At 41.2% G+C, this 20,580-nt stretch carries 17 protein-coding genes and 1 pseudogene; 9 read left to right on the top strand and 9 right to left on the bottom strand.

What is annotated here, in order from left to right:
• Positions 1-624: 624 nt before the first annotated feature.
• Positions 625-1,422 (bottom strand): glycosyltransferase, encoded by a 798-nt coding sequence (locus IV512_RS12670; RefSeq protein ID WP_209403891.1) that lies wholly within the window; start codon positions 1,420-1,422, stop codon positions 625-627.
• Positions 1,423-1,625: 203 nt separating this feature from the next.
• Here IV512_RS12670 and IV512_RS12665 point away from each other — a divergent pair, with 203 nt between their 5' ends.
• Complete coding sequence (locus IV512_RS12665) at positions 1,626-2,426, top strand: hypothetical protein (protein WP_209403890.1); 801 nt, start codon at positions 1,626-1,628, stop codon at positions 2,424-2,426.
• A 651-nt stretch (positions 2,427-3,077) separates the two neighbouring features.
• Here the strand turns inward: IV512_RS12665 and IV512_RS12660 are convergent.
• Positions 3,078-3,743 (bottom strand): 4'-phosphopantetheinyl transferase superfamily protein, encoded by a 666-nt coding sequence (locus IV512_RS12660; RefSeq protein WP_209403889.1) that lies wholly within the window; start codon positions 3,741-3,743, stop codon positions 3,078-3,080.
• 484 nt (positions 3,744-4,227) lie between these two features.
• Between IV512_RS12660 and IV512_RS12655 the strand changes: the two are divergent.
• From IV512_RS12655 to IV512_RS20045, 6 genes and pseudogenes are all read left to right on the top strand, one after another.
• Positions 4,228-5,334 (top strand): annotated as a pseudogene (locus IV512_RS12655) (IS3 family transposase).
• Between the two features lie 130 nt (positions 5,335-5,464).
• A protein-coding gene (locus IV512_RS12650; RefSeq protein ID WP_371743294.1) for an IS630 family transposase occupies positions 5,465-6,588 on the top strand; the annotation gives its coding sequence in 2 pieces (ribosomal slippage) (positions 5,465-5,960 and positions 5,960-6,588; 1,125 coding nt in all).
• Positions 6,589-6,662: 74 nt separating this feature from the next.
• On the top strand, positions 6,663-7,463 hold the full coding sequence (gene cysQ, locus IV512_RS12645; protein WP_209403887.1) for a 3'(2'),5'-bisphosphate nucleotidase CysQ: 801 nt from the start codon (positions 6,663-6,665) through the stop codon (positions 7,461-7,463).
• 392 nt (positions 7,464-7,855) lie between these two features.
• Positions 7,856-8,446: an adenylyl-sulfate kinase gene (gene cysC / locus IV512_RS12640; RefSeq protein WP_209403885.1), complete on the top strand. Its 591-nt coding sequence runs from the start codon at positions 7,856-7,858 to the stop codon at positions 8,444-8,446.
• Between the two features lie 249 nt (positions 8,447-8,695).
• Positions 8,696-8,857, top strand: a complete 162-nt coding sequence (locus IV512_RS20050) for a hypothetical protein (RefSeq protein WP_371743293.1) — start codon at positions 8,696-8,698, stop codon at positions 8,855-8,857.
• Positions 8,858-9,526: 669 nt separating this feature from the next.
• Positions 9,527-9,655 (top strand): hypothetical protein, encoded by a 129-nt coding sequence (locus IV512_RS20045; RefSeq protein ID WP_371743292.1) that lies wholly within the window; start codon positions 9,527-9,529, stop codon positions 9,653-9,655.
• A 222-nt stretch (positions 9,656-9,877) separates the two neighbouring features.
• On the opposite strand, the gene IV512_RS20040 is transcribed toward IV512_RS20045, so the two are convergent.
• Entirely contained in the window at positions 9,878-11,206 is a 1,329-nt protein-coding gene (locus tag IV512_RS20040) for a glycosyltransferase (RefSeq protein WP_209403883.1), read from the bottom strand.
• Between the two features lie 293 nt (positions 11,207-11,499).
• Here IV512_RS20040 and IV512_RS12625 point away from each other — a divergent pair, with 293 nt between their 5' ends.
• Both IV512_RS12625 and IV512_RS12620 read left to right on the top strand, forming a co-directional pair.
• Complete coding sequence (locus tag IV512_RS12625) at positions 11,500-12,207, top strand: methyltransferase domain-containing protein (protein WP_209403878.1); 708 nt, start codon at positions 11,500-11,502, stop codon at positions 12,205-12,207.
• Positions 12,208-12,475: 268 nt separating this feature from the next.
• A complete protein-coding gene (locus tag IV512_RS12620) occupies positions 12,476-12,961 on the top strand; it encodes a hypothetical protein (RefSeq protein WP_209403877.1) in 486 nt (161 codons plus the stop codon).
• 143 nt (positions 12,962-13,104) lie between these two features.
• Here the strand turns inward: IV512_RS12620 and IV512_RS12615 are convergent, their stop codons facing one another.
• The 6 genes from IV512_RS12615 to IV512_RS12590 all read right to left on the bottom strand — a co-directional run bounded on the left by IV512_RS12615 (position 13,105) and on the right by IV512_RS12590 (position 20,574).
• The gene (locus tag IV512_RS12615; protein ID WP_209403875.1) at positions 13,105-16,461 is read right to left on the bottom strand and encodes a TraQ conjugal transfer family protein; all 3,357 of its coding nucleotides are present in this window, start codon (positions 16,459-16,461) and stop codon (positions 13,105-13,107) included.
• 12 nt (positions 16,462-16,473) lie between these two features.
• Positions 16,474-16,983, bottom strand: a complete 510-nt coding sequence (locus tag IV512_RS12610) for a conjugal transfer protein TraO (protein WP_209403874.1) — start codon at positions 16,981-16,983, stop codon at positions 16,474-16,476.
• A 38-nt stretch (positions 16,984-17,021) separates the two neighbouring features.
• The gene (locus tag IV512_RS12605; protein WP_209403872.1) at positions 17,022-17,951 is read right to left on the bottom strand and encodes a DUF4138 domain-containing protein; all 930 of its coding nucleotides are present in this window, start codon (positions 17,949-17,951) and stop codon (positions 17,022-17,024) included.
• A gap of 50 nt (positions 17,952-18,001) precedes the next feature.
• On the bottom strand, positions 18,002-19,033 hold the full coding sequence (traM, locus tag IV512_RS12600; protein ID WP_209403870.1) for a conjugative transposon protein TraM: 1,032 nt from the start codon (positions 19,031-19,033) through the stop codon (positions 18,002-18,004).
• Positions 19,034-19,037: 4 nt separating this feature from the next.
• Positions 19,038-19,478, bottom strand: a complete 441-nt coding sequence (locus IV512_RS12595; RefSeq protein ID WP_209403868.1) for a hypothetical protein — start codon at positions 19,476-19,478, stop codon at positions 19,038-19,040.
• Positions 19,479-19,668: 190 nt separating this feature from the next.
• Positions 19,669-20,574, bottom strand: coding sequence for a type IV secretion system protein (locus IV512_RS12590; protein WP_209403866.1), 906 nt, complete (start codon positions 20,572-20,574; stop codon positions 19,669-19,671).
• Positions 20,575-20,580 lie beyond the last annotated feature (6 nt).

Here is a 20,580-nt window from a genome sequence, read left to right as displayed (position 1 = left end):
GTCTTTCATGAAATTTACAAGGCAAAGGTTAGAACTAATAATAAGGAATATTTACTTGAAAAATTTCTTGCTGAATCGATAGTGATACCTCAAGAAAATCAATAACCTAAAATAAATAAATAATGAATTTTGTGCAATTTATAGCATTTGGTTTTTAAAACGAAATATAGCCAGTTGCGTGTTCGGTGATGAAATGGGGAATACAGTGCTATCGGTCTGTAAGAGTATATCCAAGCTCTATAGAAATCTGGCATGAGCCTGACAACGCTCACTTTTGGGGCCATAGTATTCCGGACATTTCTGTGAGCAGACTTTTCCGGACAATCAAAAGTGCTAAAGTAAAAAATATTTTTTCAATCCATCCCGAGGTCAGGGAACTGGTTTAGTGGGCTGTGGACAAGGGCTTGCTATATTAATACGAGCGCTCGATGCTACAATATAGAAGTAATCCGCAAGTTTATAGGTCAGAAGGAAAAAACAGTACAAAAAGAGTAATGGTTGCAACTCAAATTATTTACATGCCCAGGGGCTTTGTCTTGGAGTAATTCGTAATTAAATAATCAATAATTATCTCATAGTCCTAATAAGTGATTGAATATTGCATCTCATAAAATAATTAGGAACTTACTGACTACCGATAGAATAAATTCCAAACTCACTTATAATTTTACTGTTCAACCGTTTCATACGGTATGTTCTCAATATTCTAAAAGTTTCCTTAAGATTGGACCATCGGAACAGTAGTGTACCAGCAAGAGATTTCATCTTACCGCCTGACATGTAAATGTTTTCCCTATTGGCCATACTGTAAACAGCACCGGGGAAGGGTAGTTTCTCCAGTTTTGTATTGTCCTCAAACTCCATGGTTTGATGTACATAGAGCAAATGTGGGTCGTGTTGAAAAATAGCTGCCATATGGCTTGGCCGCACTATTATACAGGTTCCGCAGAGTATGTTGAAAATTTTCCGATTCAACAAGATGAGTTTGTCACCCTCGCGATAAAAATACCCTTTATTGATATACCAACCCACGTCGTTTGTATCCTTATTGGCCTCGATAAATTCCACTAATTTGTTTGAAATACAATCATCGGAATCGACAACCATTAAATAATCCGAGTAGTATTTTTTGGCATGCGCAACCCCAGCAAATATTTTATTGCTTTTGTCGACTTCCATTAATCCATTATGTTTTTCTTTAGGCGTATCGTTCAATCGTGGTACGTCAAAACCCACATGAATGTATACTAAATTCGGGTGGGTAAAGTCCGTTTCCGGTTTTTCGTGGCAAACAACCACGACTTTAAAGTTTTGTGAAGTTTGATTAGTAACTGATTTCAAGGTTCTTTCGACAAGTTTTGAAAAGTCCGACCAAGACTCTGAGACTTTTGCGCTTTTAACCGGAATTATAAATGTGACCATGCTTTACTGTATGTCTAAATATCGTAAAATACTATTAATTGGGGGATTTTTTCAAACAGAGCATTAGTGATTACTACTAACGCACAGCGATAAGTACAAGATAAACAAAAACGTTAAAATTTGGATCGGTCCCTTTTGAAAGTTTATTGTTACCTTGCAAGGTAAGAGCAACATATCCAACCGTTGGAGCAATTTGAAAAAACATGATAATTACTAAGAATTTTGTGATTTTAAACTTCCCTAAAACAGGAAGTACGTTTATTCGTAAAGTAGTTAAAGGCATATTCTATAAAAGAAGAAAAAAGAATATTTGGATAAATGCGTTATATAAGCTTGGACTCAAGTTGGACTTTAAAGAATTAATGACAGAACATCCAACTGTTACTAACTATAAAGATCCACATGGATGTTACGATCAGATTCCTGATATTGATAAAAACAAAATAATTTTATCTGGAGTAAGAGACCCATATGAAAGACTAGAATCACTTTATAAATTTAAATGGTGGGCAAAATACCCTCCAATAGCTAAAAATGAGATTGATACTCATTTTCCAAATTTCCCTGACCTTACATTTCACCAATATTTAGAGTTAGATGCCTTGGAAAATGAAGAATTGAAGAATAAATATGGTATTGATAATAATATTAAAATCGGAAATCAATCAATCCAATTCATTAGGTTCTTTTTTAAAAACCATAAAGAAATATTAGCTAATTTAAATGCTGATTATTTCATTAATGGCGATTATAAGGGTGATTTGTGTGCTGTTAATTTTATAAAAAATGAGAATTTAAATGAAGAGTTAGCATTATTTTTATTGAAATATGATTTTTCGGAAGAAGAAATAAATTATGTGCGTGAACACGAAAAAGTTAACGTAACTAAAACAGATGGAGATAATGGTTTATTATTTCATGAGGTAGTATGTTATGTAAATGAAAACGAATGGATACTTCTCGAAGTATTATCTCATCTAGGATTTGATTACAAAAGAGAATAAAAAAAACTTACTCTTAAATTGAAGATTTCAAAAAGAGGGAAGCCTGTAAAAACTGGTTCTGAAATGATTAAATAATTGACTGTTAGGTGGTTAATACTTGTATTTAATAGGGACGAAACCCCGAAAATGATTCCTTGGAACAAAAAAGAGGTTTAAGTTTGAATCTCTATGTCCAAGATAAGGGGAATCCACGATTTTCAGTATAGCTTTAAATTTTTTCCCCGATAAGGGCGATTCAATATTTTTTCCAATCGTTTTCGCAGGGCTATAGGTAGTAGTGCGTTTGGATTTTTGTTAGTTAGTACTCAAAGTTACGTAAAAAAGAATAATACAAAGGAGAACACCAGATTGCATATAGAGGTTGATATGCACAGTTGTACTCGATAGCGCCTAAGAGTGATAAGATCGATGGTTTCTTATCCTAGGGTCCTAGCAATCTGACATAGCCCGGAGCCTGTGCATCATTTACAGTTAGCATGTCGAGCATATAATTAAGAGCATTGGCACAACCTTCCTATATGTTTTTGCTTCCTCGATAGATTTTGGGTATGGATAATAAATCAGATTACTTTCAAAATTACCAACTGAAAATTCGTCATTTGACGCATAAAATATACTGAGGCTCTGTTAAGTAAAACTTGGATGATGATATCATAGTGCTTTTTCCAGAAAAGAAGAAAAATTTATCTTGAAGGATTGTATATTAGTGCAATAATTTCCATTATTAAAAGCTAAATAACATTTATAATTTTCATCTAACAGAACTTCCCTTAACGAAAAATCTATTCCATTGCAGTAACTTTTACCTTCAACCACTTCAAATGACTTAATTGGAATCGCAAGTCCCATACCATTTGCCTTAATAACCGCTTCTTTCTGTGTCCAATACTCAAAAAAAGCAACTTTTCTATTTGAAGAATTCATGATTCGCTCCCACTCTGATAATAACATTTGAGATTTAAAGTCACTGATATCAATTTCAGTTACCTTCTCAATATCAATTCCTACTTCACAAGAATCAACAAGGACACAAGCAACTATTTCTGCTGAATGTGAGATATTAAATTGAATAGACCCATTATTTAAAAAAGGCTTTCCGTAGGAATTGTAAATTAGATTTTCTAGGCGAAAAGATACATGAATTCGCTTTAATCCAAGCTGCAAAAGTAGCTTACCAAGTAGGGAAAGTTGCACGTCTTGCCATTTGCGATATTTTAATATATCCCTTTGTAGCTCTTTTGAAAAACAGGGTAAAAAATTATTTAGTAATTGATTATGGTTTTCTTCCGATATATAGGTGTAGAATATTTTTGTCATTATTTTAAATTTTACTTTCTGCACATTCTTTGGCCAACTAATACTTGTTCTTCATAAATAGCGCTAAAACGATTAAAGAAGAGAAAAGGAAATTTACTGACAAGGTTACTTTCTTCCAAACGAACCGGGAGAGTTCCATTTCCTATTTCTACAATATACTGGAGTGAACCTGAATATGAAAGAATATTATCCTCTAGATAAGGATAGTAAATTTTAACTTTAAAGGACTTAACAATTTTTTGCACAATTAAAACAGTTCTCGGCGGACATAGATGTATTAGTTTTGAACTTTTCTTTCAAATAAATATAGAGAATTATATATTACAATTTTTATGCTTTAATTACAAGAATAAATCACTAGGGATTCAAAATCCATAGTTTTAGTAACAAAGAATGAAATTCTTTACTTTTCTTGCTCCAGTATCAAGTTGACCTCCTCCCGTTAAACCGGACAGTTTGAAATTGGAGTTTTTAGGGCGAATAAATGCTTAACTTTAAACAAGTATTTGCTATCAAACAGGTGGAGACCGGCACCCGTATCCAAGAGGTGTGCCGTAAGATGGGCATCGGCGAGGCCACATTTTACAATTGAAAGAAGAAATATGGTGGGCTGGGTGTTTCCGAACTCCAGAGGCTGAGAAACCTAGAGGAGAAGAACGCACAGCTTAAAACTGGTCGCCGACCTGAGCTTGAATAAACAGACCCCTGTAGGGCGTGCTGAAAAAAAGTTCTGAGGCATCCCGAAAGCGCGTGATGGTCGATAGCATAAGGAAGGAGTACAATATCTCCGTCCAGCGTTGCTGCAAGCTTTTATTGATGCACAAGAGCGTTTTCTATAACAGGGTCAAGGGCCGTAGCGATAAACTGTTGCGAATGTGGATAAACGAGATTGCCGCAGTCAGGGTAGGCTACGGGTTTTGGCGCATCCGTATCCTTTTGAAAGGGGAGGGTTTTTTTATGGACAACCACAAACGCATGTACAGGGTCTATTGTAAGGAAAGACTGAACCTGACAGGCAAGTGGCCAAACGGAACCGTTCCGCCGCACACAGCCAGCCAGCAGAGGGTAACACCTCTAGTTTTAACGAATGTTGAAGCATGGATTTTGTCTCGGACCAGTTGTACAACGGCAATCGGTTCAGGTCGTTAACCATATTAGATAATTTTAGTCGCAAGTGCTTGGCCATACATGCAGGAAAGTCGCTCAAGGGAAGTGATGTTGTACAAGTGATGGAAATGATTACTTTTGGGAACGAAGTGCTTCCAAAGCGTGTCAAAGTGGATAATGGAGGTGAGTTCATCAGCAAGGTATTGGACAAATGGGCCTATGAAAATAATGTGAACTTGACTTATTAAGGCCTAGAAAACCTACCGATAATCCGTTTATAGAGAGCTTAAACGGTTCGTTCAAGGACGAATGCCTGAACTCCAATTGGTTCTTTTCCTTGGAAGATGTCCAAGAGAAGTTCGATATTTGGAGAGATGATTATTATGGATTTGGACCACATAGCTCGTTGGGGGACTTGTCTCACAACGAGTACATTGAAATGAATGAAAACAGGCCCGATGCCCAAGATATGACCGGTACCTAAATATGGGAGGAGGTCACTGATCAAATGAGCATAACCTATAAATTTAGTGATACTACATTTCACTAATATGAACTAGTGTCAAGTCAAATATAATAATTCGGGTAAATATGTTATCTTGCAAAAATATCCCATGAAAAAATACAAGGTAACTTTAACGGTCGCGGAGCGGGAGCTTCTCGAGGAGACCACCAGGAAAGGCAGGCGCAATGCGATGGTCCTTCGCAATGCCTATGTTTTGCTGAATAGTGATCAGGCCCAGGGTGGAAGGGGCCTTATGGACGTGGATATTGCCGGTTTTCTGGGCATTACCGTTCGAACGGTGGAGAAGATAAGGGAGAAGTTCGTCATCGAGGGATTCGAGACGGCCCTGTACGGAAGGGCAAACCCCTGGAAATACAAGATCAAGGTGGACGGCGATGTCGAGGCCCATCTTGTCGCGCTCAGTTGCAGCGAACCGCCCAATGGCTACGCAAGATGGTCGTTGAGGCTATTGTCGGACAAGATGGTGGAACTGGACTATGTCGACGGGATATCGCACGAGACGGTGCGCAGCGTTCTAAAAAAAAACGAATTGAAGCCCTGGCGCGAGAAAGGCTGGCTGATATCCCCGCGCAACAACAGTGCTTAGTGGAGCAGGTGCTTGATGTGTACAAGATGCCCTACGACCCCGGGTATCCGGTAGTCTGCATGGACGAATCGCCCAAACAGCTCATACGGGAAACAAGGTTGTCGATCGATATGGCGCCCGGACGGGAGAAAAGGGTGGATTTCGAGTATGAGCGATGTGGCGTATACAATGTTTTCATGGCCAACGAGCCCCTTGCCGGAAAAAGGTACGTTCAGGTCAGGGCCACAAAGACCAAAAGTGACTGGGCGCATTTTGTACGGGAACTTGCCGATGTCCATTATAAGGATGCCCTTGGGATAAAGTTGGTCATGGACAACCTGAACACACATTCGGCATCGGCCCTATATGAGGTCTTCGAGCCACAAGAGGCCAAACGCATATTGGACCGGTGCGAGTTCATTTACACCCCCAAACACGGCAGCTGGCTCAATATGGCGGAAATAGAGCTCAATGTTTTGAACGGGCAGTGCCTTGCAAGGAGGATCGACAATATGGACAAGGTCAGGGAAGAGGTCGGGGCATGGTGCAAGGCCAGGAACAACATGGACGCAAAAATTGATTGGCAGTTCACCACGGAGGACGCAAGGATAAAGCTAAAGACACTTGACTCGAAACTTAACGCTTGACATGACACTAGTAACATTGAAGAATTTGACACTAGTAAAATTTTAGAAATTTTAACTTATAGCTTCAAAAGCCTATGAAAAAAAATTACACTTTAGCAATCAAATCTGCAATTGAAGCTGGAAAAGAAATAATGAGAATATATGAACTCCCGAATGTAGAAGTGGAAAATAAGGAAGATAAGTCTCTTTTGACCCTAGCAGATAAGAGTTCAAACAAAATAATAAACAATTTTTTAAAAGAAACTGAATTCCCAATAATCAGTGAGGAAAATGAACAATTAGATTATGGTAAGCGAAAAGGCTGGGATACTGTCTGGATTATCGACCCCTTAGACGGCACTAAAGAATTTATAAAAAAGAATGGTGAATTTACAGTGAATGTAGCTCTATGTTCTTTTGGAAGTCCAATTTTTGGAGTCATATACGCACCCGTTACCAGAGAACTCTATTATGCCATAACCTCAAAAAAAAAAGCATACAAGACAATTTTGGATAATTCGCATAATTCAAAAAGAAACCTATTTGATGATGAGGATTTGATTTTTCCTAAAAAACCATTAGAAAATATAATCCGTGTTGTTTGTAGTCGTTCTCATATGAATAAAAAAACCTCGGATTTTATATTAAAACTTCATGAAAAATTTTCTAATATAGAAATTGTTTCGAAAGGGAGTTCCTTAAAATTTTGCATTGTTGCTGAAGGTGGTGCTCATATATATCCGAGGTTTGCTCCAACCATGGAATGGGATACCGCAGCAGGCCATGCTATTTGCTCTGCTGTAGGTCTAAAAATTGTTTCCGAAGAAACTAGTCAAGAGATTAGCTATAATAAGATAAGTTTATCCAACCCTAACTTTTTGATAAAAAACCTTTAATTCACGAACTTTACTTTAAATACATTGGAGGTTTTTTATAAAATTAAAGTTGAAATCATTAGACTTATAATTAATAATATCAAACTACCAAACCTTTTGACCTCCTCCCGTTAAACCGGACAGTTTAAAATTCAGATTTAATACGGCACTTTCTTAAACTGTAGCCTTACCCCTTTTAGGACATCGCTAAATTCATAAATTTATCATTAACGTTATCTGTTTTTAGGGCAAGGCTACAAAACTTTGCAAATTTACTGAAAATAGGTATGGAATGTCTTATTCAATTCCAAAAAAGTTCTTTTCATTTTTAGAACAAACGATGAAATTATTTTTCCTAATTTTTCAAATAAAATCTATACACTTTCCAGTGTATTGTAAGAATATAGCTATAAATGAAAGATAATTTGGTGAAATATCCGTTTAAGATTTCAAGGTTACAACGAAGAAAATTAAATGGTCACGGTTCCTTTTTAGTCTTTTTTACAGGGCTCTCGGGTTCTGGAAAATCTACAATTGCGAACTCTTTAGAAATGCGTTTGTTCGAAGAGAAAATTAGTACTTATGTTCTTGATGGGGACAATATTAGAAGAGGAATAAATCGAGACCTAGGATTTTCACCTGAAGATCGTTCTGAAAATAACCGGCGTATCGGTGAAATATCTAAATTATTTATTGATGCGGGATGTATTGTCCTGGCAGCATTCGTTGCTCCTTATTCAAAGGACAGAATCCATATAAAACAAACGGTAGGAGCAGACAATTTTTTTGAGGTCTTCATCAATACCAGTTTGGAGGAATGCGAACGAAGAGATACCAAGGGTTTGTATAAAAAAGCTAGAGCTGGGGAGATACCCAATATGACAGGAATATCTGCTCCATATGAAATTCCCGAAAATCCTGACATCATCATTAGCCCTACTCTTACTATTGAAGAATCTACAGGCTTGATTTTTGAGAACATCAAACATAAACTCTTTTTATAGTGGGATAGCAAGACAATTTGGTCTTAAACAACCTTTTTCAAAAGTTCGAAAGTATAAGAAATAAAGGGCATTGCTAAGTAGGGATTTGCGGAAATATCACCTCTATAAGGACTAGCTCATAAAGTCAGTAAATATTTACTGCTTGCGAAGAAAGAGTAATTGTTCAATGATAAATTCTTAAAGCAGTTCAAGAACGGTGACTAGCTCATCGGTTTTTAGAAGGAATTTCAGAAACGTGGTATCGAGAAGATGCTCGAAGACGAACAGGACGGACACATAGATTATGAAAACACCAAAGGTCCAAAGGCGGCAGCTCCCGTAATGGGCATGCCAAAAGAAGGTACGCACCTCCCTTCGGCGAGTCGTATATACAGGTTCAAAGGGACAGGGAAACATCCTTCAATTCGATGATAATGCCAAACACGGAATTATGGTCAACGGCATCGAGAACGTGATCGTATGGCCCTACACCAAGGGCATAAGCAACAGCGATATCGACAAACAGGTACGGGAGGCCTACAACTTCGAGGGGTCCTCATCCGCCATATCAAGGATTATCCACAAGGTATCCAACGATATCGTAGCCTCGCAAGACCTCCTGTTGAACCGGTCTATCTTATGGTATGGATGGAAGGTATTGTCTTCGAGGTCTGCGAAAGCTCCACAGCGATCAACGAGACGTTTTACTTGACCGTCGGGCTGCTCAGGGACGTGAAAAAGTAGGTGCTCGGTCTATGGTTCGGCAAGAATGAATCCTTAAACTTTTGGATGTCAGTACTTACCGATATCATGGCCCGTGGCCACCAAAAAACATCCTGATCACTGACACCGACAACCAGAAAGGGTTCACCGATACCATTAAAAACTTTTTCCTGAGTCCAAGACCCAGATATGTGTGGTTTACCAGATATGAAATGCGTTCCGTTATGTGGTATGGAAGAACAAGAAGGTCTTCACATCGGACATGAAACATATCTACGAAGCTCCGAACCAAAAGGCCGCCCTTGAGGATTTTGCCAGACATTGGGAAGGTTATAAATCTATGAGATTAAAAGCTGGAGTGACAACTGGGACGAGCTTATGGTGTTCTTTGAGTTCCCCTTGGAAATCCGAAAAATCATCCACACCACTAACCTTATTGAAATCCCGAACGGAAAATCAGAAAGTACATCAAGAACAAACTGTTCTTTCCAACCAAAGATGCGGTGATGAAATCCACATATTTGCCCGTCAGGGAGGCCACTAAAAAGTGGTCGATGCCCATAAGGAACTGGGGAATCATCCTGAACCATTTCCTTACAATCTATGAAAAAAGGGTCAGGCTCAAAAAAAGCTGAACTCCTGCAATTTTTAACTTATACAGTTTATGTGATAGTGCCCCTCTATTTCTATATTTTGCTTGTTTAAAGTTTCCGCCATGAATCTTTTCTTTTAAAGATATAACTGTTCAGATAAACAACTTCTTTTAACTTTTTTATATTTTTTGCCTATCTCTTTCATTCTATTTCTATATTCTGGATTTTTAAGTATCGTAGAAATCTTAGTTCTGATATCATCATTTGTATCTAAATCCTTATTCCCAATTAAGCCCATTCGATGATAAACCACTCTGGCAGCACAGCCATTTTGGTCATGACGTTTTCCTGAATAAACGAGCATTGGCACTTCAAAATGAATACACTCATTTATCGTATTTATACCTGCATGATTAATACTACAATCGGTATTTTTAAGCACCTCCAACTGTGGCACCCATTCCTTTATGAAAACATTACCAGGAACCTTCATAAAATCAGATTTTTTTAATTTTCCTCCTAAAGAAACAATTAAAAACCAATTAGATTGCCCTTTTACCGCTTCAATTACTTTTTTTATAAAACCTAAATCCCCGTTATTTAGCGTACTCACTGAACAGTAGATGATTTTATTTCCCTTGTTTTGTCTACTTTCAAAAATATCCAAAAACTCAGAATCAATAGTTTGTTGTTGTTTATCTCTATTATCCATAACCATAGGACCCACATAAACTACTTTCGGAACATCTATCTGCGGAAAGTCCATATCTTTGAGTGTCATATGCAGGGTTGTTATTTCCTTGTAATGAAAAAACGGAGGAAATGATGAGTATTTTAATGAGTTTCGTGAAATACCCAATTCTCTAGCATAGCGCTTGAGTACACTTGCACGATATCTTTCTATTACTAAATGCAGAATTAGTATTCGTATATGAGCTTTGAATTTTATGAATGTCCACGCTAGAGAAATACCCGCCTTTGAACCTCTAAAACCCATACCAGGCACTATATCGGTTTGCATCGGGGGAACACTTGGAGCCCTTAAATTAGGAAACCATTGGTTCAATAATACAAAAGGAATTTTTAGGCTAATTGCGCTGTAAATCACTTCATGCAATTCCACATCGATAATCAATTTGTCCGGATTAACCGAAGACAACACTTCCTCAAATTTATTAAATTTAAGGTTTTTTTTGCCTAATGTATTATTGCTTTTCAAGTTCTTTATATGATGCTTTAGCCGCATTGGCCATGATCGAAGTAATGTATTATGTGTTGGCCAATAACGAAAATTAATTGAGGGTAACTGGACAAAGCTAATGTCCTTGCCCTCCAATTTAGAACGCAAGTCTAATGAACTCAAATATGTAACTTGATGCCCTTCAGATTTCAATCTTGAAACTACCTCTAAACTGGAATGAAGCATTCCAAACAAACCGGAGGTGATTACTGCAATGTGTGCCACCTTATTGTGAAATTTAATTCTGTCACAATATAACTATAAATTCAAAGAATCTAACAATCCGACTAAATCATCCTAATCTAGACCTAATTTAGCAAAATCGGAAGGTATATACTTAGCTTGTCTCTCTATGCGACAATGTGTGATGATAATTTTTAAAGTTGTATCGAAATTTTAAATACAACGCTATATCCACATAAGTATTTTATTAGTATTAGGGTATATGAATTTTATATAGTAATATTTTCTAAACTAAGTTTTTTGTAAGTTTACTTCACGATAAAACATGAAATAACATGGAGAAATACATAAAAAATTTAATGCAGTCATCGCCTATTGCTGATCACTTTATGAATTTCCTTATTGAGCTTTATGTGGCTTTTGTGCATAAAATAAATGTATTAAAATATCAAATGGGGAATAAGAAAAAAAAAGGACTGAAAATTAATTTTGGAAGTGGGAGGGCTACTAAATCAGGGTTTTTAAATCTTGATTTTTCTAGTTCTGCAGACTTAAGACTTGATTTAAGAAAACCTTTACCATTGCTGGATTCTTCATGTAGCTTGGTTTATTCAGAACATTTTGTTGAACACCTTTCATACCCAGAAGGCGTTGAAACACATTTTTCTGAGTGCTATCGGATTCTTGAACCTAATGGGAAAATATCAATTTCGGTTCCTGATACTCAATGGCCACTTATTGATTATGTTCAGGGAAAGAATTCATTTTTAGTTGCTTGCAAACAACATAATTGGCACCATAAGGAATGTTCAACATTTATGGAACATATAAATTATCACTTTCGGCAGCGTTGGGCAGGACGCAGCTATAGTCATTTTGAAAATCATAGATTTGCTTGGGATTTTGAAACTATGAAAAAAAAGTTGGTTGAATTTGGATTTGTCAATGTTGAGAGACGCAATTATAACCCAAATCTTGATTCTATGCATAGAGAAGTTGGGAGTCTGTTTGTTCAGGCTTCTAAGCCCAATAATAAAGTTTAAAGTCCATTGCAGAACATATTATTGTTGATTCACCCAAAACTCCTCCGGTTGTGCATTCCCCAATGAGGTATGCGGCATAAAAAAAGAAAATTAATTTGTTTTAACCATGGAATACGGAACCGCGCATTTACCTTCCCCCAGCGCAGTTTGTTTTGTATTTTTCTGTATCTTATATTGGCCATTTATCTGACGACATCTAAAGGATTTGAGGTGAACATTACAGATATAGAATTTAATCCGCTATCCATAGTGATATAATGCAGTCCCGATGAAAGTAAACCTACTTATTTTGCTTGTCCTTTCCTTATTTTTGTTTTTTTCGTGCAATTCGGATGATGATGCCGTTTCCATTGAAGATAGAAATGCAGCATTATATGGCCAGTGGGAATATGAAGCGATTATGTCGGATACGGCCGTGGACATCAATGGAGACGGAATTGTCAACATTGATTTGTACAACAGCAATGAAATCAGCCAATGTCTAAAAGATAATTTGACCTTTTTCTCACAAGGGAGTGTAGGTGAGAAAAATGATTTTTCTATTAATGAAAATGGCCTGTCCTGTGGAAATGTACCAGCCTTTAACAATGTGGAAGATGATAAGTACGATTTAATTAATAACGAGGTTTTGCGTTTCGACAACAGAGGCGATATGCGTATTATTGAGTTGACCAAAAACAGGCTTGTTCTTGAACAGGATGATTTTCTGGACGACCAAGAAGTTGTAATTACCTATACCTACAAAAGAAGCTAGCTAAACGTGAAATCAAATCGACCGTGGGCAAGTGCGCTGAGTGCAATTTATGTTAACATTACTTGCCGTCTCTTGGACCAATAGGCTTTGGTTTTAAGAAATATTTTAGTATAATAGAAAGGAGGCGTACAGCCCCCATTGCTTTATACTCTTATTACTCTACCGGATACCCAATCGCTCCATTGCCCGTTCGAGTCCCTTACCCGAACCTCGAAATTCTGGTCTTGATATTTCAGTTTGCCCTCGCTAGGTTCTGTTTCCATTTCAAAATACCTATCAACGCCTGAGCCCTGGGCCTGGCTATAGTTTAAAAGTTCCGTATCCCAACGTCTATCCATTCTGTTATATATACGGATTTCCACTTGTTGAATATCCGCCCCATTATAGGCTTCCGAACAATTGGATGAAAAACAGGTATAAATCCGTACTTGGTAATCACACCCGTTCAGACCGCCACAGTTGATATTGTGTTTCTCGCCCTTTGCGGCAGCCTTAGGACGTTTAAGCATTTCTACGGTCTCGCTTGCCGTTTGTGACTGTCCGGTCGAGTTCTCCACCAAGAAGTTGATGGTAAAGTTCTCGTCCGTTTCAGGTGTGAACTGCATCGGGGCACTGCCATAATCCAAAGGAATGTTTTCGCCTTCCCCATAGGTAATCCCTTTGTATCGGATAGTACCCGAACTCGCTCCCATAAAAGTATAGGTCATTGTATAGGTGACGGTCGGGTCATGCCCCGAGGTGGCATTCGTAATAGCGGTTATATCGAATGGTACATCGATATACTTATCCTGTGAGGACTGACTGATGTTCAAGGTAAACGGTTCTTCATAGACACTGAAATTTACATTGACACTGGCCGTCTTTTCCACATCGGACGATGAGCGTACCGTAAAGGTAATATTATGGTTTCCTTCTGAAGTTCCGGCATATTTACCTGAGAATGCCCCAACGGGTACGCTAAAGCTTTCCCCAGCGGAGTAGCTGCTACCCGAGTGCTCGAAGGTACCGTTGTTGCCGCCGGCGGAAAAATACATTTCGTAGGTATCGCCACCGATTCCGATTTCGGAAATATTGAAATTCATGTCCACCTGTTCCCCGGTATAGGCCTGCTGTAATATGCCGGACGCCGTAAAGGTGTAATCCTTGGCCGCAACGTTTACCGTGATATCCACAGTTTTCTCCAATCCCGTATCGTTTTGGACCGTAAAAGCCATTCGAACGGTACTTTCGCTACTTCCCTCAAGGGTCCAGTTAAAGTTGCCCGAATTGACACCATAACTGTTCCCAGGGCTTACCTCGGTGCCATTATTGTCCATAATGAGTGCGTTCCCGTTCATACTGAAACGTAGGGTGTAATCCGAGGACCCCACACTTTCCGAAATATTGAAATTAAGGCCAGTGGTTTCCCCCACGGTTATATCCGATTTTTGGGTGCCTCCGGTAAAGGTAAAATCGACCTGTTCAAAAGTAATGGTCGTGTTGGCCGTTCGGGTAACATCAGATTCCGATTCGACACTGAGAACGATATTATGCTGTCCCGGTTCCAATCCGGTATAGGAAATATTGTTGCTCCCCGCACCCAACGGGAACTGTTCCCCAGGGCCATAGAGCACTCCGTTTATGGACATCGAACCGTTCTGGCTGGATGAAAAGAAAGCCGTATAACTGTCATTGACACCGTTGGGTACTTCATCTATGTTGACAATAATTCCCACGGGAATATTGGAAAACTCCGTGGCCTTTGATGGGGTCATATTGGCCGTAAAATCGTTGTTGCCGACCACAACGGTAACCTTTTCTTCAAGTATCTGACCATTGTTGTCGCGAAGCAAAAAGGTTATTTCATATGTTCCGGCCTCTTCCCCGATAAAATCATAGGCAAAGCTTCCGGGAGTCGCCGAAAAATAATGACTAGGGGTTATTGGGGAGTTCCCATTGTACAACTGTGCGTCACCACCTAAGATATAGTAATTCAGCTCATAGGAAACCCCGTCATAATCCCCTTTTTCGATAAGGCTCAACGAGATCGTAGCACGCTGACCGACCAGGACCTCGTTGCTATTGGCCGAGGCATTGAATTCCAGTTCAAGGGGCTTGGCCTCCAAATCGATTTCAACGGGTCCCACCGCTTGCCCGTAGTTGTCGGTAACGATAAAGCTGATCTGGTGCGTGCCCAAGGTCTCGGGCGTATAGAACAATGGAAAATTGCCCAAGTCGACCGGATAGTCCGTATTGTTCCTGATTGAATTGCCATTGACCCCGGTAACCCTTCCGTTTCCTTCTTCCAGGGCATAGGTCAGGAAATAATCGATATTCGAGGTGTTGCCGTTCGATTTGATATTGAAATTAAGTTGTGTCCGTTGGTTTACGAATACCTCGTTGCTTTCCGCATTTCCGCTGAACGTGAAAGGAATGTTGGCAATTTCGATCTCGACACTGTCCCGTTTCGTCTGGCCATTGCTGTCGCGTATGTCAAAATAAATTTTGCGCTGTCCCAGCTCATCGTCCTGAAAAGTGAAGTTATAATTTCCGGGATCGATGCTGCGAAAAGTCCCGGGATCCATGACACCGCCATTCTGGTCCCGAACGGTTCCCGCGCCTTGGCTATCGGAAGAAAAGGAGTGGCCGATATCATAGGTGACCTCGCTTTCACCGTCCTGGGTCTGCAAATCGATATTGATGGCCAAGTTGGTGTCCAGCTCCACTTGGGAGGATGCCGCCGTTGCCCTGAACGTGAAATTGACATTTCCGACCGTCAGCAGAAGCTCGTTGGTCAGGATCGCACCATCGGGGGCCTTGGCGACCATGGTCAACTTATGCACGCCCAAAGTTTCGGGTATGTAGTCGAATTCCGTGACGCCCTTGGGCAATTTGAAGGGGGTTCCCGCATCGTAGGTAGTATTGCCCAAATGGAGTTTTCCCGAACCATCTTCCAGTTGGTAGGTAATCTCAAATTCCTCGGTCGATTCCCCGTCCGGGGCCACTGTATTCTTGTCCCGTAACAAAGTCGCATTGACGGGGTTCCGGCTATTGACAATGAAATCCTCGGTACCCTTGCCCAAGAGAAAACTGAAACTGGCGTATTTGACATTGTAGACCAATTCCAGTTCCTTTTGCAATCGGTTCGAATCCCAGGCCAAAATTTTGACCTTGTGCATACCCGTATCGATGGGCATATAGCGATAGGAAAGGTTAAAATCCTTGATCGAAATGGTGTCGTTTTCACGGATGGTATCGTTCTCGAAGTTCAAATAATAGCCTTTTCCATCAAGAATATCATATTTCATGAAATAGAAAACGGTAGAGACCGTTCGTTCGGGCTCAAAGCTGAAATCCGTTTTGGTAGCCTCGAATACAAATCCGTTTTCTTCATTGGAGCCAATAAAGGAAAAGTCGAAGGAATCTTGGACTATTCCTTCAAAGTCCTTGCTGCAGGCAATTACAAAAATTATGCATAGTATACCCATGGCGACTATGCGTTGTGGGGCATTGAATTTCATAACGTCGCTTTTCTAAAACAAAAAATACCGAAGGCCGACACCGGCATACGGATAAAAATTTCCCACGTCCGAATTGACATGGTAGTATTCGTTGGCCTTGACCAATAGTGAAAAATCGTTGCTCAGGCCCAATTCCATTTCCGCACCGAGATTTACGCCGTAAATAAACCGGCTTTTGCCAGTGATAAGGGCACCGTTGGGAAGTTCATTGCTGCCGTTATTGATGACCTCGTACCCGAACAGCCCGCCCCCACCGAGGAATACGCTAAAATTCTTTCTTCGCGGGGCCATGAATACACGATAGTACAGGCCGGGCTGAATGGTAAAAATATTGTAGGGGATATTTTGGGCACCTTTGTCCTCGGCGATCGCGGCCAAAACGCTGATCTGAAAATATTGGAACCGATTTGGGTGAAAATTGAACGTTCCCATAATACCATAGCCATCCTCGACGTATCCGGCACTGACGCCGACCGAAGAGGCCAGATTGCCACGCATTTGGCCAAGGGCCGACGAAGCCATAAGGCAAAATAGTGTGGAAATGAAAAATCCTGTTCTCCTCATGATTTAAATCCGATTGGGTTATTTATTACAAGGTGGTCTATATCCAAGGACAGGTTTCTGTTGCCCTTTTCCTCGTCCAAATCCACAGTGAGAAGCTTTCTCCGGTCAAGGGTGAACTTATCGAAGACCACCATGAAATGGTTCTCGGAATTTCCCTCGACTTTTTGGGGAACTTTGTACCTGAACAAAGGTTTATGCTCCGTTTTAATGTTGCTCGAACTATTCTTGTAGTTGGTGGCGATACTGAACTTTATAAAATTGACATCGTAGTCTATATGTTCCCTGTTCTCCAAGCGGAACTGCAGGTATATCTCGTTGTTCTCATAATACACGTTCTCCAGCCATAGGAATACGTCACCGAACTTTGCAACATAGCGGAGTATCTTGCCCTTGTTGAACTGATTGTAATAACATCGCCGGCGGATATATTCCATTCGATCCATGACATACAATTCCCGGGTAAGCGGCAAGGGTTCCCCGTCTATCCCCTTTTCTGGTGTAACCTCCAATTTTTCCCCGACCGTTCCCGTGGGTGTCATGGTACCCCCTACGTCAGGAGGTGATGCAAGGTCGGATTCGACCAATTCCGAATTCCCTTGTCTTTCGTTAAGTTCTTCGAGGTTATCGACCATGTCGGCGGTGATGGTCCATCTCTTCTTGACGGGGATGTCCACCAGTTCCAGAATAAAATCATAGGCGCGGCCGTCACGGGTGTAAACGGTATAGTTGGTAAAATCGGTGGTGTCGGGTGCCACATCGTTATAGCTCAGCAATACCATACGCTCGGCCTTTCGGGAAACGCTTTTCGCCGGAAAGGACTCCAAAAAATTAAGTTCCTTCCCGTTGATGGAAAAATCATAAGGTGCAGGCAGTACCATTATGGACTTATAGTCCCTTGAAACCGGAATGGTGTCCATTTGCGCCATTACGGATAGGGAGGCCGATAGCCAGATCGTTGTTGCAAAAAATCTTGTTTTCATTGTGTTACCAATAACAGTTCATAATCATCGATCAATAAGATTCTCTCTTTCTCCCGTAGCCTTTTTTTTCTAAGGAATGTCCCCAGCCCCTGGACAACTCCTTTTAAGATCCCGGGTGCCCCGTTCGTAATTTCGTCCGAGCCTCCCCGAAGTAATTCGCCCCCTATTTCGGCCTTGTACTCCCTCCAGAGTTCCCCGGCCCTTTTGTTATAGATTCCCTCCCGGCCATCGTTAAAGTCCCTGACGGCGATATTGACCGGATGGTGCTCGATATTGTCGATTTCCAAATAGACCCTGTTACCCTGTATCGAAGCCAAAGCGTAGATGAAGGTATTCTTTGGAAACCGTTTTTCGCCAAGGACCATATCCTCCATGAGCAGTAGTCTCACGTTCTCGTTGGGCAGGATGAACTGGTCGCCGTATACGGTCGTCCTAAAGGAGGTCGGCCTTACATTATCGGCTACCGCTTCCCGTTGGGGATACCGGTTCCCGGCCAAGGATTCCCCGATTATTTTCTTTTTCCCCTCCAGCAGCATTTCACGATAGGCCAGACGGTTCTCCACGAATTTTTGCTTCCGTTCCTCCGCGGTCATCCCGGTCTTCTTCTCCCTCTCCACCGTTTTTTTTCTATCGGGGATTTCCACCTGCACGGCAGTCTGTGGATTCGATTCTAGGGATAGCCCTTCCAATCGTTTCAGGATGCTCCGGAGCGAATCGTTTTCGGAATCGTCCAGGCTCGTCATTTCCGGCAATTCTTTGGATTTCGCCACCCTTTCCGTTTCCAAGGAGTCCTGAATTTTCCAGGACCCGTCCTTAGCCCGGGACTCCAAGGTCGGAACCTTACCGGGGAGCTCCGGGTTAAAGCCGTTAGGTGCATCGGTCCCGCCACTGGGCCACGAATGAAAATCCTTGACGTTTTCGATGACAAAGAAACTGGTCAGCATTAGGATAAGGGGTAGGGCAATGGCAAAGTTCCGGTGCCTGACGACCCACCGTTTCAAACGTTTTATGTTGTCGCTTAATTTCATGTTGTTAGCGTTTGAGGTCCGAATTGTCCACGACCTCAAAGTCGATAATCTTGATTCCGTTCAGGTTGTTCGGGGTAATCCCCGTTTTTTTTAAAGACCCTTTGGTGACCAAGTTCCTATACGTTGTGGATCTGCCTTTTTCTATGGCCTGTTTGCCGTAGAAAGTAAACGGAAACGGATAGGTTGCATAGTCGATCTGAATCGAATCGGGTTCCATAAAGTAACGATAGTTGCGCATTGCAACATCATGGAAGTACTTTTTTTCGACCAAACGGGCGTATAAGCGGTTGCCTGACCAATCTATCATGAACAGGGCCCTGCCCTCAATGTTCCTTTTGATAAGGTCCAGATCGGGTTCCAGGGAGAAAAACAGCTCATGAAAGTTCCGGACATGGCCCTCGCAAAGAATTTCCAGGTTCTCCCCTGCGTCCCGTAGCGGGGCCAATGGGAGGCGTTGTCCGGCGTACAGCAGATAGGCATTATTGTTCGCACGCTCATGGGCCGATACCACGAAATAGATGGCGGTCGCAAAGACCGCTATCATCAGTATCAAGCAACAGTATACCAACCTGTTGTTGTGCCTTCTGCTTTTGGCGATATCATTGAATATCTCGTATTTTCCCTTCATGAGCTCGTTATTGCGTTAGTGTCCGGACCGCCTTTGTGGCCCCGCCGCTCTTGGCATCGATGACCGTTTGTATTGCTTTTTTGCCGTAGTGCTTGGGCTTGGAGACGATACCGCCACCCGATATGTTGAGGCCCTGGACGACAAAGTTGGCAAGTGTAGGGGCCTTGATGTAAAAGAAAGAGGTCATCAAGATCAATAGGGATGAACTCAGAATCAGTCCGAGGTCATAGGCACTGTTGCGCAGTAGATGGTCTACGAGCGCATCGACAAGGTTGACCATGAACATGTCCACGACATATAACATGGGCAACCATAGGCAGAGGCTCATGAACTTCTGCAACCAGGCTTTCCAAAGGCCGGAAATGGCAGGAATGAACGAAAGACCGATATTGACAGGCCCGAAAATGATCAAGATGAACAGGTAAATGGTGGCCAAGGCCTTGATGCCCACGAAGATCAACGTGGAGATGATATGGGCAAAGGCCGTTATGGAACCGGCCAGACCGGTAAGGGCAAAGGATTGCAGTGCATCGATATCCATGCTGAACATGTTCCATTCCACCAAGTTGTTGGCCGCCACATCGATCTGGGCCAAGGCCACCTTTTGTCCGATGGTGTCCCAGTTCCTTTGGGTACTTACAAATGAAGACCCGAGGTTACCGTAAAATTCAAATATGGCGCGTGCGAACTCCGAGTAGTTGAAGAGAATGAACATCAACGGGAACCATTTTAGGGCCTTGAACACATCCGCCCGATCACTGCCCACAAAATGCATAATGGCGAAGATGCCCAGACCGATCTTTGCCAGTTGGAAGCCAATGCCCATCGTAGGGCCTAGATGGGAGAAGGCATCGTCGATATATTGATCGAATATGGTATTCACCGTTACCCTAAAGCCTGTATCGGATTGCATGACGTA

The sequence above is a fragment of the Pseudozobellia sp. WGM2 genome, assembly GCF_017810075.1.
Classification (GTDB): domain Bacteria; phylum Bacteroidota; class Bacteroidia; order Flavobacteriales; family Flavobacteriaceae; genus JADNYK01.
The sequence above is the reverse complement of the archived record's forward strand: the minus strand, read 5'-3'. Positions and strand labels throughout refer to the sequence as shown.